General features: G+C 28.6%; 12 protein-coding genes. 8 read left to right on the top strand and 4 right to left on the bottom strand.

The annotated features are described in order from the left end of the window. Positions 1 to 305: 305 nt before the first annotated feature. From N4A42_RS06985 to N4A42_RS06950, 8 genes are all read left to right on the top strand, one after another. Positions 306 to 2384 (top strand): AAA family ATPase, encoded by a 2079-nt coding sequence (locus N4A42_RS06985; protein ID WP_294071852.1) that lies wholly within the window; start codon positions 306 to 308, stop codon positions 2382 to 2384. After that, the gene (locus tag N4A42_RS06980; RefSeq protein ID WP_294071849.1) at positions 2369 to 4372 is read left to right on the top strand and encodes a UvrD-helicase domain-containing protein; all 2004 of its coding nucleotides are present in this window, start codon (positions 2369 to 2371) and stop codon (positions 4370 to 4372) included. Before N4A42_RS06985 ends, N4A42_RS06980 begins: the two co-directional genes overlap by 16 nt. Before the next feature lie 35 nt (positions 4373 to 4407). Next, the gene (locus tag N4A42_RS06975; protein WP_294071846.1) at positions 4408 to 5727 is read left to right on the top strand and encodes a hypothetical protein; all 1320 of its coding nucleotides are present in this window, start codon (positions 4408 to 4410) and stop codon (positions 5725 to 5727) included. Continuing rightward, positions 5700 to 6350, top strand: coding sequence for a hypothetical protein (locus N4A42_RS06970; protein ID WP_294071843.1), 651 nt, complete (start codon positions 5700 to 5702; stop codon positions 6348 to 6350). The genes N4A42_RS06975 and N4A42_RS06970 overlap by 28 nt, the downstream gene beginning before the upstream one ends. Then, complete coding sequence (locus N4A42_RS06965) at positions 6347 to 9559, top strand: hypothetical protein (protein ID WP_294071840.1); 3213 nt, start codon at positions 6347 to 6349, stop codon at positions 9557 to 9559. Before N4A42_RS06970 ends, N4A42_RS06965 begins: the two co-directional genes overlap by 4 nt. 2 nt (positions 9560 to 9561) lie before the next feature. Next, the gene (locus N4A42_RS06960) at positions 9562 to 10518 is read left to right on the top strand and encodes a hypothetical protein (protein WP_294071837.1); all 957 of its coding nucleotides are present in this window, start codon (positions 9562 to 9564) and stop codon (positions 10516 to 10518) included. A gap of 35 nt (positions 10519 to 10553) precedes the next feature. Then, positions 10554 to 12230 carry a PIN-like domain-containing protein gene (locus N4A42_RS06955; protein ID WP_294071834.1) on the top strand — a complete coding sequence of 559 codons (1677 nt, stop codon included), beginning with the start codon at positions 10554 to 10556 and terminating at the stop codon, positions 12228 to 12230. A gap of 304 nt (positions 12231 to 12534) precedes the next feature. Then, the gene (locus N4A42_RS06950; protein ID WP_294071831.1) at positions 12535 to 13542 is read left to right on the top strand and encodes a hypothetical protein; all 1008 of its coding nucleotides are present in this window, start codon (positions 12535 to 12537) and stop codon (positions 13540 to 13542) included. Positions 13543 to 13693: 151 nt separating this feature from the next. Here N4A42_RS06950 and N4A42_RS06945 read toward each other — a convergent pair whose 3' ends face one another. The 4 genes from N4A42_RS06945 to N4A42_RS06930 form a co-directional block, all read right to left on the bottom strand. Further along, the gene (locus N4A42_RS06945) at positions 13694 to 15109 is read right to left on the bottom strand and encodes a hypothetical protein (RefSeq protein ID WP_294071828.1); all 1416 of its coding nucleotides are present in this window, start codon (positions 15107 to 15109) and stop codon (positions 13694 to 13696) included. After that, positions 15099 to 15419 carry a helix-turn-helix domain-containing protein gene (locus N4A42_RS06940; protein WP_294071825.1) on the bottom strand — a complete coding sequence of 107 codons (321 nt, stop codon included), beginning with the start codon at positions 15417 to 15419 and terminating at the stop codon, positions 15099 to 15101. Before N4A42_RS06940 ends, N4A42_RS06945 begins: the two co-directional genes overlap by 11 nt. A 74-nt stretch (positions 15420 to 15493) precedes the next feature. After that, positions 15494 to 16147 (bottom strand): hypothetical protein, encoded by a 654-nt coding sequence (locus N4A42_RS06935; RefSeq protein WP_294071822.1) that lies wholly within the window; start codon positions 16145 to 16147, stop codon positions 15494 to 15496. Between the two features lie 24 nt (positions 16148 to 16171). Continuing rightward, entirely contained in the window at positions 16172 to 17473 is a 1302-nt protein-coding gene (locus N4A42_RS06930; protein ID WP_294071819.1) for a phage integrase SAM-like domain-containing protein, read from the bottom strand. Positions 17474 to 17823: the final 350 nt, after the last annotated feature.

Genomic DNA, 17823 nt, shown 5'->3' with positions numbered 1-17823 from the left:
TATACGTTTCTTTTATAGACTATAAAGATATTCATTTATAGCTTTTGTTAGATGCTTATAAATGGGGGGGTATCCCAAAAAAAACATTACGGGGTACCCTTTATACGAGGTGGTAGTCTTGTATATGAAATACTTATTATTAAAGTCTCTAAATGATTTAAAACTATGTAATTTATTTCTTATAAAAGTGAAAAGTAGTATCTTTAGACCTCTCTCCCTTATAATGATTAATAGCAGCTTATTAAGCCTAAAAGTAAGATACTTTTTAAAGGTCAAAATATTAATATGAACGATATAACCTATTTATGATAATTAAGAAAATTAAAGTTGAGAACTTTAGATTGCTCAATGACTTCTCAATAGATCTTGAGGAAAATTTGTCACTAATAATTGGAAAAAATAATACTGGAAAGACTTCATTATTATCGGTGATGGAAAAATTCATCAATGAAAAAAGTCAATTTAGCATTAATGACTTCACAATAGATAAACAATTAGAACTAAGTAAGCTTGAGAATAAGAACTCTATCGCGATTCCTGAGGATTTGGATTTTACTATTAAGCTTTTACTAGAAATACATTATGACAATAATGATAATCTAAAGAATATTTCTCCTTTGATTCTGAATTTAGAAGAAGAAAATGTAGTTGTTATAGGTTTTGAACATTCGTTGAATTCGAACTTATATGAGTTGCTTCAAGAAGAGTTTAGAAAATTTAAAGCTGATAATAAGAATAAGAATATTATTGATTTTCTAAAAATAGATCACAATGGACGCTTTTTTATTAATCAAGTAAAGACTATAGAATATAAAGCTGATGGTACTTATGGTATATCTCAACTCATAAAGGATAAGAAAACTTTAACTAGAATTATAAACTTCCAAAATATAAAGGCCAAAAGAGAAGTAAACAATTCAGACACTAATAGATCAGATAATACATTATCAAAATTGTCAGCAGATTATTATGAGAGTATTGAGAATACACCAAAAGAGGAAAAGACAATTAAGAAATTAAAGAAAGAATTAGAAAATACTGATGACGAATTAAATAAAATTTATCCTGAAGTATTTGAAGAAGTATTAAAAAAGGTAGAAATATTTGGAGGTAAGGAAGAAGGTGAGTCAATAATTGGAGTAATATCTTCACTACAGAGTAAAAATATATTAAAAGAGAATACTTCAGTAGTTTATAAGCATATTGATCATCATTTACCTGAAGACTACCATGGTCTTGGTTATTTGAATTTATTTGCCATGATCTTTGATATAGAATTAAAATGTAGAGAGTTTAGAAAGGAAAAGGAGATTCTTGAAAATCAGATTCCGGCAGATATAAATTTACTCTTTATTGAAGAGCCTGAAGCGCATACCCATCCTCAAATGCAGCATGTATTCATAAAAAATATAACTAGAATACTTGAGAATGAGAAAAATGGACTCGATTCTAAGGGTGAAAAAGTAGATGGTAAAAAAACTTTTATACTTCAAAGTATTATTACCACACATTCATCTCATATAACGGCTGAGAGTAATTTTGATGATATAAAGTATTTTTTAAAAGAAGAGAAGGAGAATAATATAATTTCTAAGAATTTAAAAGACCTTAAAAAAGCATATAGTGTAGAAACTGATCAATATGCTTTTTTAAAACAATATTTAACAATAAATAGAGCAGAGCTATTTTTTGCTGATAAAGCAATCTTAATTGAAGGAGATACGGAACGTATTTTACTGCCAGTTATGATGAGGAAGTTAGATTTAAATGAAAAATTATCTCCTGCGTTATTATCCCAAAATATATCTATAGTTGAAGTTGGGGCTTATTCACACATTTTCGAAAAGTTTATAGATTTTATAGGAATTAAATCACTTCTAGTAACTGATTTTGATACTTTTAAACTTGTGGATAATGGAAAAACTGATAAGCAAGATAATCCTATATTAGAAAGAGAGAAATGCAGAGTTGGAGATAAAGAAGCTTCGGGAACTTCGAACAATTCATTAACTCACTTTTTAAGCTCATATAAATTTGATGACCTTAAGAATTCTGTAAACAATTATATTATAAAAAAAGGCAGTTTATGCGTGTCATATCAGCATATGGAGAAGGGGTATCATGCTAGAAGTTTTGAAGATGCTTTTATTCATCTTAATAGAGAATTTATTACAAAAAATAAGACTACGTTTCAAGGACTTAAAAAAGAATCAAATTTTGACTTAGAGGGAGAAGAAAAAAAGGATGCTTATTCTTTAGCAGAGGATTGTATAAAAAAGAAGACTCATTTTGCATTAGATATTGTATATCATAGTAATGAAAGTTATAGTAATTGGGGAATTCCGTCATATATTAAAGAAGGTTTGTTATGGCTTCAGAAATAGACTCAATAACAAAACTTGTAAAAGGTAAAAGTAATTTTCTATTAAGTGGAGGCGCGGGGAGTGGTAAGACTCATACATTGATTGCCTTATTAAATCAAGTTTACAAAGAAAAGCCTCACGCAAATATCGCATGTATAACCTTTACAAATATTGCAGCAGATGAAATTAAAGAACGGGCAAATCACGAGAATCTATATGTCTCAACAATACACGATTTTTTATGGTTTAACATTGGCAATTATCAAATAAATTTAGTTGAAGCATTTTTCGATTTGTATAAAGAAAAAGTTGTTAGGTCTGATGATATTACAAAGATTGAATACAGAGAATATAAAAGCTTTAAAAAGGGAGTAATATCGCATGATGAAGTTATTAGCCTTTCGAAACATTTATTCGAAAAATACCCTTTGTTAAACAAGATCCTGGATGATAGATATGACCTTATACTTGTTGATGAATATCAAGATACGTTTGAAGAAGTATTGGATATACTTCTTAAGTCATCAGATAAGTTAACAAAAAACACTATTGTTGGCCTTTTTGGAGATAGTATGCAATCAATTTTTGAGAAAGGTATTGGGGATTTATCTGATTACCTAGGAATTAAAGAAGAAACGGGAGTAAAAATATCTTTACCAGTTGAAGTTCAGAAAATTGTTAATAGGAGAAACCCACAGAGTGTGATTCAATTAGCAAATAAAATTAGGTTAGATGGGCTTGAGCAAAAGGCTGAAAAGAATAGTAATGCTCCTAATAATGAAGAAAACGGTAATATAAAGGAAGGAAAGATATTATTTCTTTATTCAGGCAGTAATTCTAAGAAAATTGAAGACGTTAAAAGTTTATCCTTTTTTGATAATTGGGATTTTAAAAATTATGAGGAAACAAAGGAATTGTATTTGTCTCATAGTTTGATAGCAAAGCAAGCTGATTTTCAATCCTTAATGGATATTTACTCCAAAGATAAAATTGTAGGTAGTAGTAGTTATTTAAAAAGAATTAAAGACTATATCAAGAAATATGAAATAATAGAAAACTATGATGAATATACTTTCGGTCAGGTTATAGAGTCATTAATAAAAGGTATAGATAATCAGTTATCATATGAAAAAGCAATAGGTAAGCTATTAAAAATTAAAGATGAAGAGAATTTAACATTTTTAAAAGCTGCTAATTTATTGAATAAGGAGTACCCAAAAATAAAAGAAGTATTGCCTACAGAGAGCCTATTTAATTTTATCAATGAGAATAATAATATTTTCGAAAAAGCTTTAAAATCATCATTTGAGAATATAAAAAGAATTTATTTAGATAGGAGTAAGCTAATTGGAAAAAAGAAAAGTAGTAATGAAGAATCAAATAGGAGAAGTGATGAAAGGGATATTTTAATCAGACATCTACTTAAGATACAGGAGATACTTTTTTTATTTAACCAAGAAAGGTTTTATGAGCTAAAGGATTTAGTGGACTTCAAGATTCTTTTCGCTAGGAATAAGATTGAGCTGAAGGGGAAACTAATTGAATTAAATTCAATTAAAGATTCAAATATAGAAGATGTTATAGATAAAGCCGATGAACTCGGAATTTGCTTTATGAGTGACAAACTTGAAGAATTCATACAAAAAAATGAATATTTGTTTGAGAGAGTTAAAAAAGTAAAATTCAGTGAAATTGAAAATCTATATAACTATGTGGAAGGTTATACAATTTATTCAACCCAACATGGTGTAAAAGGGGCAGAATTTACGAATGTGCTAATAAGTTTGGATCCAAGTGGAGATAAAAAATTAAGCTACAAGTATTTATTTGAAGATACTATTGGTAAGGTGGAAATAGTCAAAAGAACTCAAAAGTTATTTTATGTAAGCTGTACAAGAGCTATGGAAAATCTAATTGTTTTCTACAATGAAGCGTATTCTAAAGAAGCAATTAATAAAGCCTCCAATTGGTTTGGTAAAGCAAATATTATTGATATAGATACTTTATGATGAATAAAAGTCAAATACAAATAATCAAGTAGGTTTTGAAGGAAGAAGAATCACAAATTTTTAATTTTATTGATGAAATATCAAAGCCAGAGATATACAAGCAGTTGTACCCGGATGAAAAGGAAGGTATTGTAATCGCTCATTTATACGAGAGTGTAAAAGCCGGAAACTATGAGAATGATGCTTTTAGTGCCAATGAGATTCGTAATATATTTGAATCTACTCTAAATGAAGGAGAAAAAAGGGTGTTTCATTTAAAAGAACGTATCAATAAACTTCAAAAATTTTTTATTAAGTATGATGATGAAACGCAGCTTTATTCTTTTCAAGAATACGGTGTGAAATTTTGTAGAATAGCAGAAGAGACTTTGAAAGGTTCCTTAAAGCCTACAGAAATAAAGATAATATGCTCTCAGCTAAAGCATAAATTGAAGGAATGTCTTGGAGATGATATTAAAATAGAAGAATGGTTTACAATAGATTTTAAAAATTTTCACCCAAACCTTAAACAGCAAATAGATTTTCTAGATAGACAAATTGATGAAGCAGTTCAGAAACTTAGAAATGATACACTTGCCGAAAAACAATTACCAATACAATTATTACAAACAGTAAGTGATGATCTCGAAGATATACAGAAAAAAAATGAAGAATTACGTGCTGCATTTTCAGAAACCTATTCCATTAGCACTCTATTAATAGAAATAGAGACAGATCAAAAAACAATATTAGATTACATAAAAAATACTACTCGGTTTTTTGATAATGTACAAAGTAGGTTGAGAAATACAAATAGGAGATTGGATAAAATACAGCCAAAGATAAAGCAACTTTTCTTTATACTAAGTCAACCAGAATATAGTGCGAAAATAGACAGATTCATACGTTTTTTACTAAAATATTCAACATTAGAGGTAAATGATAAAAAGATAATATTACCAAAAGAAATAGAAGCTAAAACTACAAATTACAAACGTTGTAAATACATTGTAATTGACAGGGATCGTAGTTTATTTCCAACGCAAGCAAAGCCAAGAAAGAAATATGAAAGAAACCCAAAAATAGAGACACAAAATAAAGATATTCTTGAAGCGGCATTCCGAGAAACACAGGTTATCGAAGATTGGGTACAATTGTTTTTTGCGCAACTACAACAACGTAAGGAATTAGACATTTCTAAAGGATTTTTTTCAGTATTAGACGAGACCAATAATTTTACGATAGCTACAAAAGTGACTTTTAGAGTAATAGAAGAAGCACATAATAGCAATAAATATAGTGTAAACATTGATAACACTAATTTGGTAGAAAAAGCAAACACAGCATTATGGAAAACAATGATAGTTCAGAAATAAAATATCTAACATTTTTAAGAGATGAAGATGCAATGCAATACTTTGGGAAACTAGATTATGCTTTAAAAGATGGGGAACATTTTCAAAATTATGGAAGCCAAATACCGTATTACCGATTTTTAAAGAAGCATAAGAACTCTATAAACTCATATTATGAACGTTTCTATGGAATAAGTTTAAAAGAAGAAAATATGCAAGCAGACTCTTTCTTTTTTCTAGATTTTAATGATTCGAGTAGAGGGAGTATATCACAAGCATTTAGAGACCACCTAAAAAATGAGTTTATCATTATCGGGTTGATTATGTACAAAATCTTATTTCTTGAAGGAAACTTAGAATTAAGTTCTATTCAAAAATTAAAACAAACTATAAGGAATGATTATGATGAGTTTAAACCTGGTTTAAGAAAGCTTATTGCTCAATCTTCTGCCGATAAAGATAATTTTGAAGATGACGAAGCTATTGATAATACTATAGATAGAGCTTTAAAGCATTTTAGAAAATTGGCTTGGTTGGATTATAAAGGGGATGAATTTGAACTCAGAGTCTCCTTTCATAGAATTATAAACCTGTATGAAGATGTGATCCCTAAAATTGACACAATAATAGAAAGTTATCAATGAAAAAATACCCACGTATATACAGTTTAGGAGCCATTAATATTATACATCATCAAGAATTTGATTATAAATTTCATCCTTTTAGAACCGATTTTACAGGAGAAAGCGGTGTTGGTAAAAGTATTATTACCGATTTGATACAACTTATTCTTATAGGCTCTACAAAATATCAATCTTCAACACAAGGGCAGGATGATAGACCTTATACTAGCCTTATTATAGAAACACCCGATAAAGGAGAATATGGTTATGCCTATCTTAATGTAGAAGTGGCTAAAGAAAAATTTGTATTAGTAGGCTGTTATATAGAAAGGAGGTCTAAAAAAACACAAGCATTTATTGTTCAGAAAAGTTTAGATTTTGAACAAGATATGCTCACACCATTTGATCAACCAATAACAGTAGCAACTTTTGAAAAAGATAATAAATGGCTCACTTTACCAGAGTTTAATAGACACATAAACACAAGTGATAATTTAGGATGTAAGATATTTAACTTATTTAAAGACTATCACGAAGTCCTTTATAAGAGCAAGATACTACCAATAGATCTATTTAGTAATAATGGTGATTTAGAAGATTATGCAAAAATATTACAAGCATTTGCTCGTAGAGGAATCAATGTGAAAAATGATGTGGATTTGCAAGAGTTTTTACATGGAAAGCATACTGGAACAAAGTTTTACTATCAATTTCGGGAAGCAGAAAAGCAGATGGAAGACTCCATAACAAGCCACCGAAAAAATCATCAGGAATATCTAGATATAAAAGAAAAAAATGCATTATTAAAAAAATTAAGAGACCTCAAAGTTGTTAAAGACAATACTGCAATAAAATTTCATAATGTAGAATATAACTTTAAAACTAATAGACTAAAAGAACTAAATAGAAATATAAAACAAGCCTTAAATAATTATTTTATAGCTAAAGAGAGTATAAATGCTTTAAACAAGCTAAAAGAAACTACACTTCTGGAGTGTGATTCTAAACTTACTGAAGTCACAATACAAGAAAAACCACTTAAGATAGGAAGTGATAATTTGCAAATTACTATAGACTTCATTAATCACGTTGATAATGCCTTAGAAAAGTTAACACTTAAAAATGAAACAGAATTAAAAACTGTTTATTTAAAGTATATAGAGAATAAAGACCAAATATCCAGGTATCAAGAAATAAAGAACCAACTACAATTACAGGGGTTAGAAGACGATTTTAATACACTCGATCACCAAAAAACATTTAAGGAAATAGTAGATACTTTAAATAAGGAAATTTTAGATAACACAGCTCAGATAAAGCAGTACAAAGAGTTGATAAATTTTAATGATTACGAAAACCCAAAATCAATGGCATATTGGGTATTGAATCAAAAAAGAAACTTCAATATACGAGAAGAGAGTATTCTAAGGTATTTTTTTGATGTTGAAACTAGTAGGCCAGAAGAAATTAATTCAGATAGTAAGTATTTGCCAGATCCTAATGAGATTCTAAAAACACTAAAAGATGAAGGGGGTAATTCTGATGAAGCTGGTTTTTGGATAGATCTTTCTGGTCTTCAAATCTTTATAGAGAGAAAAAAGCCTCCAATTTTTAATACGGCTAATATTGATGAATTAAAAGAAATATTTCAGTCTAACAATAGAAATCTAAGTTTAAAACTGAAAGAGAAAGAAAAGGCTTTAAAAATTCAAAAACATCTTTGTGATTTTCTTTTGAAGCATTTAAGAGAACCAGAAATAGATTTAAAGGTATGGCATAATCGAAATAACTTACAGCAAGAAGTAGAATTAGGAAAGGAAGTGTTTCTTTCTTTTGAAGGTTTCAATTTCAATATAGAAATAGAAAAATATGCTAAAAAAGAAAGTGTCCTTTTAATGTTTGCAAGAAAGGAGAAAGAATTAAATGATGTGCGTAAAAAAATAAGACAGTATGAAAATCTACAAGAAAATTTAAGTGTTTTTGAAACTAAGTCCATACAAGGGAATAAAACTCGTATTGTAGAAATAGCTAAAGAGGAAAAGATAGAGATTGAACCTATAGCAAATATTTCAGTCGACAATAATAAATTTATTATAGACTTTACAGAAAAATATAGAAAAGCAAACGATAATTTAAAAGCTGTAAATGAAATAGAAGAAGTTATACGAAAAAGAGATGCATACAAAACAGAATTAGAAACCTTAGAACTGAGATATCCTTATGTAAAGGAAGTGGATTTGGTTGAAAAATTGAGTGATGAAGATTATAATAATAGTTATGAAATTTACAATAAAGCTAATAGAAATTATTGGGAAGAATTGAAGGCTATATTAATTGCTTACAAATTAACAGATAAAGAAGAACAGTTAAAAGGTGATCAATCTTTTGTGCAATTGGCTAAGTTGTTATTCCCTTCAGAAATTTTTAAAAGTATATCATTTAATGAAGTAGCAATATTAGACGGAATAGAGAATTACTTGGAAAAAATAATTGAGATTAACGCCAAAATCAACCAAAATAAACTAATTGCTATAAAAGATATACTTGATGCCTTAAAAGTAGAAGTTAGTAATCAGATAGAAATTAATAAATCTATTAAGCGTTTTTTTAAGGAAGACTATACTAGAATAACAGGAGATAACAATGCTTCATTAATGATAAAACAAAGCACTACTGTCTCATTACAATGGATTGGAGAATATTTAAAAAAATTGGCAACTGTCGATATAGGTTTGTTTGATTATCAGGAAAGTTTAAATGCAAAAAATGAAAAATTACCCTCTTTAGAAGATAAACTATTATATGCTTATCAAGAGTTTAGCAAAACACCTGAGCCTAATATCTCACTAAGAAGACTCTTAAACCCATTTTCTTATTATGAACTAGATTATAGCATCGTGACCAAAAGTGGAAAACGAAACTCTGGGAGTACAGGGCAAACCTATACCTCCATTGCATTATTGTGTATTGCTAAATTATCTCTAAAGAATGAAAGTTACACGAATACAAAATTAATTCCAGGACTACGTTTTATGGGTATCGATGAAGCAGAAGGTATAGGTTCTAATTTTGATATGTTAAGCAAAATAGCCGAGCGTTTCGATTATCAGATAATTTCCTTGTCTATAAGCCCTAACAAGCTTAAAAAAGAGAATCAATATGTCTATAGGCTTACCAAAATAGCAGATGAAGAAAGAGCCAATCACCATCCGTCAGTAATATTCACTTAAATATGAGAGAAGAACTAACCTGGAGAGAATTAGAAGGACTTTATAGGCTGTATAAGGGTAAAACTACGCGTTTAAGACTGATGAATAATGTGTATGTTAAAAAGGTTTTGTACGAGATAGAAAGGGTAATAGATTACAAAAATGGAAACCTAAAAATTATTGAAAAGCAAGATGGTTTTGATGTGTTTTTTGAACAAAAATTACTAGATCATTATTTATATTATGCTAGTTTTTTTGAAAAAGTAGGTATTGAGATATCTGCTTTGCGCAAATATCCTGAGGATATTTTAAAATCTCTAATACTTATTCATAAAAATAAGGAAGAATTAAAGGATACACTGTCAACACCACATATGTTTTCAAGTAATTTTTTTAAAGAAAAAGATTCAAAGTTTTTAGATGATAATAAACGACTACGAAATGATATTTTAACAATTTTAGGAGTAGATAAATTTCCAATGCAGTCTCCGAAATCTCAACAATGGAGATTAGTTGTTGACTGTAAAACTCCTAAGTATGTTTTATTATGTGAAAATATCGATTTTCTAAAAGATCCATGGCTTTTTAGAGAAAATCATATAGAACTATGGTATTTGGGAGGTAGTAATACAAAAAAACTTGAAGAACTTCCCCCAGAGAAAATCTTGTATCCAGTATTTTATGTTTGTGATTGGGACTATCATGGGTTAGATATATATGCAAGGATTAAAAAAATACTAAAGGGAAAAGGCAAGAAGATTAAATTAATAATACCTAAAAACCCAATGCTTAAGCCAATGAAATCTGGTAAACATAATAGTGAATGGAGAAAAGAAAAATTTACAAATTTAGAACGAGAATTATTTTCTGATGAAGCACAAGATTTGATTGAGTTATTAATCAAAGAGAATAAATGGATAGAAGAACAAACGATTAAACCGATACCTGAAATTGTTGAATTTAGTATTAATTCAAGATAGTTTAAAGTTCTAACTAATTATATAAAATAAAGAAAATGGATAAAGAATCAATTAAGCTATACCGCATAGATGAGCCGAAAGAAACTTATTTATGGGAGAATGCCGATTTTGTATTTGACTCCTCAGCTTTACTGGACTTGTATTTTTCACCAAAACCTGAACGGGAAAAAATATCAGAAGAAATTTTTAAAAAGTTAACCGGGAGGTTGTGGCTTCCGTTTCATGTGCAATATGAATATTTGAAAAATAGAGAAAAAACTATCAAAAAGCCTATAAAAGAAAAATATGAACCATTAAAGGTAAAAATTAAGAAAATTGAGAATACTGTTAAATCAGAGGTTTTAAAAAGGGTTGAGGAAATCACACGTGAAACTAGTAAAGGAGATAAACATCCCCATTTGCGACAAGACTTATTAGATGGTTTCAAAAAACAAATTGAAGATTTTATTGAGCAAAATAAAACTTTTGAAAAAGAAATACTTAAAGAGGTTTCTAAAGTTGAAAAAGAAATAATAAGTGTTGAAGATGACGATGATGTTTTAAAATCTTTAGAGGCTTATTTTGGAGTTGGCAGGGAGTTTACATTTGATGAGGTTATTGAAATTACTAAAGAAGGAAAGCACCGTTATGAATTTAAAATCCCACCGGGATATGGAGATCTTAATAAAAAAGAAAAGCAAGGAACTCAGATTTTTGGAGACCTAATAATCTGGAAACAGATATTAGAATATTCAAAAGAGAGGAAAAAACCAATTGTATTCATAACAAATGATATTAAAAAGGATAATGATTGGTGTTATTTAGATGAAAAAGCAACTGAATCAAGAATTTATAGTCCTAGAGAAGAACTTATAAAGGAAATTAAAGATCACTCTTCCGTTGATTTCTGGATGTATAACCTGCCTCAGTTTCTATACCAGGCTAATAAACGTATTAATTCTTCCATCCAAGAAGAAACTATTCAGAATTTATATCAATTTATTAATAATAAGAATTCAAAAAGTAAGTATTTAAGTTTTAAGTGTAGTAATTGCGAGGAAATTCACAGATACCATGAATCCTCTATCAATTTGGATTTTGATTGTGTAGGTGGTTCGGAAAGAAAAATGGGGGCTGAAAATCAGTACTTAGCAGAGGAGTATTTTAAGTGTGATTGTGGGAATGATATAAATGTAAAATTTGAAGTTTGGGAATATCCAGAGGGAATACATAATTACGATAGTGTAAAAATAGATGGAGCTGAATTAATGGAATCTTTTTATTTTACGGTTGACTTTTATGATGATATGCCAGACTTTATTACTTGTCATATCTGTGATGGAAACAAAGAGGGAATGGGGAATTTTGTTAGATTTGATCGTAGTCTTGATTTAACAAATGAATTTAAGCCTGATGACAAACCTAATGGTGAATATAATTCAGTTACAAGTGGCAATTGTGACTGGTGTAACAGTTTGCATATTGAGTGCCCTGATTGTTTGAGTATTACCTTAATGGACTCACATTCATATAATGAAAATATTGAATGCGAAGGAGGGTGCGGTTTAACTTTTAAAATAGACACAAGTAATGATATAGAAGGTCTGGGTGAGTTTGAATTAAAATTAGTGGATCTTAGAATCAAAGAGTGCTCATCGTGTGGGACGGAATTTGTAGATAAATCAAATATTGAAATTTGTGAAAAATGTGAGGAAAAATATAATGAAGAATAAAAGATTATATTTAACTATGAATGAGAATTAAACTTATTTTTGTTAGTCAATAAAAATGATTGTTAAAATAAATCTATAAGGAAAAACAATTTTTAAAATATAATTAAGCGTTAGCTATTTAACTTGTTCAAGAAAACTGGTAATTTTTAGTCCACAAGGTAAATAGACTTAATGCTCATGCAATGGCGTGGGCTGAGTTTATTTGTGGACAGGTATACCAGTACCTCTTGAACGATAAGCTTCAGTTCCACGCTTATTTTTTGATAATATTCACTTTGGAGCTGGGTGAGCAAAAATTACCCAAATGAAGAATTTTTTTCAAGTTATAATATTATTATTATCAATTACGACGATAGCTCAAACATCTAAATTCGATATAGGTTATCAAAAAGGATATGAGGAGGGATATTGTTATCAAGATTATGGTTGTATCCCACCAATCCCACCAATAAGCCCACTACCAACAATTAATGAAAGTTCAAATAGCTATAAAGATGGTTATCAACGTGGTTTTATAGATGGAAGGTCTGTTAAAAAAGGAAATAAAAGTACGGCAAATAACTATGTAAATAAACCAAGAGAATACCCTGAATATGTAGAGCCTTATGACTTTAATTTATTATACAAAGCTCTAGAAGCGAAACAAAAACAATATGAGGCTAAAAAAAAGAGTTTAACCACATATTATAAAACTGAAGTTAAAAGAGTAAGAGAAGAAGCCTTTACTTATTATAACGAAGCTATTGAGTATGCAAGTGAGCATAAAGACATAATAAGAGATTTTAAAGCCTTTGAAATTTATGTAGAATCACTCATTCCGTTTAAAATAACAGAAAAGTATCCTGATAATTTATCATACGATCAAGCTGAAAAATTAATAAAAGAATTAATTACAAATAGTAAAAAAATTAAATCTCTAATGGAGCAGGCTAACAACGTTGTTAATTACTATTTAGATAGACCTAACAACCTCATTAAGGGAATCTATAAAACAAATAAAATTGCCGATTATGAATATAATTCTGAATCAAAAGAATATGATCTTTCTGAGACATTAAATGAAAAATCGTTTATTATTTTATATGAACATGTCATTGTATACAAAAGAGCAGATAGCGATAAACTTGTAAAAAGAGCTTTAAGGTATGAAGGAATTAAAAATGGAGCTTTTGCTTTTTACGATGGATGGGAAAATTTAATCGTAATAGATAGGGAATTGAAAAATGTTCATGTGTATCATAATGCAAATTCTGACAATACTCAATACTTAAACAAGACTACATATCATGATATAATTAGAGAAAGATATTAGCTAAAATGTGCAAAACCTTAAAAAATCATCTAAATTTTAACATTTAAAAAATACAAGGTTTAGTAATATATTTATCGCGTATAGAGAAAAAATCTTTTAACATTTTAAGGCTAAAAACCTGGATTATGGACAGGGAGCGTTTGTCAAATACTCAAACCCAAACCTCAGATTTTATTTTAGGTAACCAATCAAAAAAATTGAGATAAATATTTTTGATCTCGCTTAGGACTATTTCTTCATGCTTTGAAAGTGTAACTATACTATCGTGAATTGTATAAAGTTGTATATTCTTATCAATAAGAGAAATATTCTTTGTAATGATATCAAGAATTAAACCGGCTTCAATGTTTTGTAAAAGAATTGCAAAATCTTCTTTGTACTTAGATTTAAATAAATCAATAATTTCATTAACTAATGCTGGAAACATATTTCGGATTTCTTTCTGTCTTCGTTTTCTTTTTTTGGATGGAGAACAATACAAGTATTCTAGCATTATAGCCTTTGAGTAGTCCCTTAAGTTGTCAAAGTGTTTGTATTTATTTTTTTTTACATTCTTACAATAAAAATAATCACCAATTCCAATCGGAGTTTCTATTTCATATTTGAGTTTTTCCGTGAAATTTGAAGAAATATAATTATAAATGTCTTTTGTTTCAACTAAATTTATAAACTCTGAAATCTCAAGTATATCCGTGTATTCAAGATTTTTATGAATCATAATAGATATAATAGAAGACACCCTCTGCCTAATATTCTTATCTTTAATTAATTTATATAGCCCCTCTATTTTAATTAAGTCTTTATCTATGAAAATCAATTTAAGCAAGGCTGCAAATAAATAAGGTTGAGAAGACTTTATATCTAAAGCCATTAATTCTTCATTATTGGATGTTTTTATGAACTTTCTCATGTCTTTGGGCAAGTGGGTTAAGATTGAATGCAATCTATTATCTCTGCCTTCTCTAGAATAGTCTATTAATCCAGTTCTTATTATTTCTACAGCAAATTTTCGTATTTGCTTTTGTTTAGGAAGACCTTTATAGTTTTTTAAATATTGTATAGCATTGTCATAGTCTATTGATAAATGGTCAATATTTAGCCATTTAGTTAAATGATAAGTTGTTTTATCAGCCGTTTGCATTCTTTTTAAATTTAGTTTAGTTAGTTTCTTTCTAAATGAGAAATCTTTAACTTCATAGCAATCAAAATCACTGCAATCTAGTTCATGCTTTATTCTATATCCTTTAGAATAATGCTTCGGTCTATAAGATCTAGTAGATTCAACGAGTTCTATTTTTTCTAAAAATTTGAAATAAACTGTATAGTTAGCATGATATTTCTTTAGGTATTCAGCTTTTAGGTTTACATAGCCGTTTTTTAATTTATCCTTTCTTTGTAGAGATTTGTGGCAAATAAGATGAATAAAGTAAGCAGCTATATCTAGCTTAATATGATATTTGCCTTTTTGGTGAATTGTATTATTGGCATGAACCTGGAATTTTAATTTTTTATAAAGTTCTTTGTTAATTAGGAAATAATAATAGCGATTGTTTAATTTAGCTTTCATAAGAACCTCCTATCTGTTTTAAGTCATTACAAGGTCTCAAAGCTGAAATCACATCACTTTTCCTATAATAAATTCGATTACCGATGGAAAAGGGGACTAAAATCCCTTTTTTTGACCAATTATGAAGTGTTTGAAGTGTAACCTTCAAAATTGTAGCCGTTTCTTCTCTTGTAAGGAGATTTAGATGATCATCTATTGGAAGCTCTTTGTTGGTAAGTTTATCAATGTAAGGTATTATAGCATCAACTACCTGTGAAACTAATTCACTTGAATTTGTGCTTTCAATTTGTATTATTTTGTTTGTAGCCATAACGAATATTGTTAATGACCACAAAACTGGTTTAGGGAAAAATTAGGGAGTCCCTAGAAGTTTAAATTCTATAATTATTTGGAAAAGCCTCTTGTAACTATTTTGCTTCTAATGCTTTCAACTTTTCCACTCTTTCGATATGGTGATTTTGGGTCATCAATATCATTTTTGTTTAACAGTGGATTTAAGTATGACTGAATAGATGTTTGCTTTTCGCCAGTAATACCGCTGATGATGGAGGCTAATGCATTAACACTATAGTTTTTGTATTCTTTTTGCAAGAATTCAAGAATACCTAATTCATATAAATAAATTATTTTAGAAGCTATGTCTGATTCACTTAAATCCAAAAAAGAACTTTCAGTTGATTGGGTTTTTCGCAGATCATTAATTGTTGTGAAGGTTTCCTTAAGGCCAAGATAAATATTGGTTCTTTCTTCTTCATTTTTGCTAATCTTATCAATAATTTCCCTTGTAAAGTCTTCAGGTTTGGGGTCAAAAAAATAATCTCTAGAAGCTTTCGGGTTTATTAGTTCTTTCTTTTCATATAGTTCCTCAACATTGTTTAAGTATTTTAAATATCGGGATAACTCATTTTCAAGAAAGTCATCAATTGTGGCTTTTGGATATTTCTTTTTAAACTTTTCAAAATAGTTTTTGTAGTTATCTAAATAATCTTTTCCAGAATAATTAATTGGAAGATCGTTAAAATCAAATTTTATATACATTCGTATCTTTTTATATAATTAAACTTAATTAAAAAACTCATAGTCACTTATTTTTTGTACTCTTTCAAGTTTTCCTACCTTGATGTAGTTTCTAAAGACTGCAATAGTTGAATGTCCACTTATTGTCATAACTTCTGATTCTGGTATGCCAGACATATAGGCATTGGTACAAAAACTCCTGCGACCAGTGTGATTTGAAATAAGTTCATGTTTCTTATAGTCTTTTTTAATAAGTTTACCTCCAATAGTTCTTTCAATTGTTACACGATCATCAATTTTTGCAAGTTTACCTATTTCTTTCAAAGCATAATTTATATGTTGGTCTGGCATATTACTTGGAGGATTATTGTCATATTTATTTAAAATAGCTTGGACAGTTGAGTTTATAGGAATAAATAATGGTTTACTGTTCTTTTTTGTAATCAATTTAAAGAAGGATTTTCCGTCCTTTTCTATTCTAGAATTTAACTTATGAAAATCACTAACTCTTAAGCCTGTATTTGCTGAAATTAAGAATAAGTCCCTTGCATTATTTAACTTATCAGGTGTTAAATAAAGGGATTTACTTATTCTAATAGGCTTCGTATTCGTAAAATCCAAACTAAAAATTTTATTTAGTTCTTCATTATTTAGATAAATATGGTCAATTTCCTCAACAGGCTTTTTAAAATACCTTCTTTTATGTTCAAGATTGTTGTGATGTTCAAATTCTAAACTAGCATTCAACATCGTTTTTAAAATTTTTATTTGCGTCCCAATGTAATTGTTTGAATAGTTTTGAAGATACAACCAGTTTAAAAAATCTTGATAAAAAGCCATATTGATTTTTCTGTAACTTATCTTGTAAACTTCATCATTGAATCTCTTAAGAATGGTATAGGCATTTTTGTATGTTTTAGCTGTTCCTTTTTTTAATGGTCGTCCTGTAGACATTAAAGGATTTTGGGAATAGTTTTCAGTGAACCATTTATAAAATGGAAGAAGTTCTAAAAATTCAATTTTGTTTTCAGCTATTACTCTTCCTAAACAAAGGTCACATATCTCAGTTAAAATGTCATTATTGATGATTTCTTTGTTTACAAGCAATTCAGTATACTTGTTTTCAAGAGTTGTTTTAAGATCATTTAGTTTATTGTTTATCAAATGTCTGTCTAGTTCATCAGCTACATTTCTGACCCTCGAATTATCTTTATCCCAATTTTTGAGCTTCTTAACTTTGAACTTTGTTGAGTACCGGAGTCTTTTGTTTGTTCCATAGTTAAAATATAACTGAATAGTGCCTCCACCATCTTTTGTTTCTCGGATATTGTATGAAAGCTTTGCCATAAAGTATTTTTTATAAAGTTAAACAAAAAGTGACACAATATAAAAAATACATGTCATTTTATGTGTCACTTTTTGTTTTATATTAGTAAATTGATAGGGCTAATAAAAAAGGTGCTTTCATTGCATAGATGTATTATATATGGCATATTTAAAAGGTGTTTGATGTATAATTGAGTAAAATAGAATAAATACTAATAAATAAATTCGATATCCTGTCGCGATCACAAAAAGCCTTACTAGAAATAGTGAGGCTTTTTTGTTTTGTATATTATTTGTTATTTTTAATCAAAAATTTATAGAACTGAAACTATAAGATCAACTTTATCAAAACTATCTCAAGTATTTTGTAT

The sequence above is a fragment of the Winogradskyella sp. genome, from assembly GCF_025210595.1.
Taxonomy (GTDB): domain Bacteria; phylum Bacteroidota; class Bacteroidia; order Flavobacteriales; family Flavobacteriaceae; genus Winogradskyella.
This window is presented reverse-complemented; position numbering and strand designations above follow the sequence as displayed.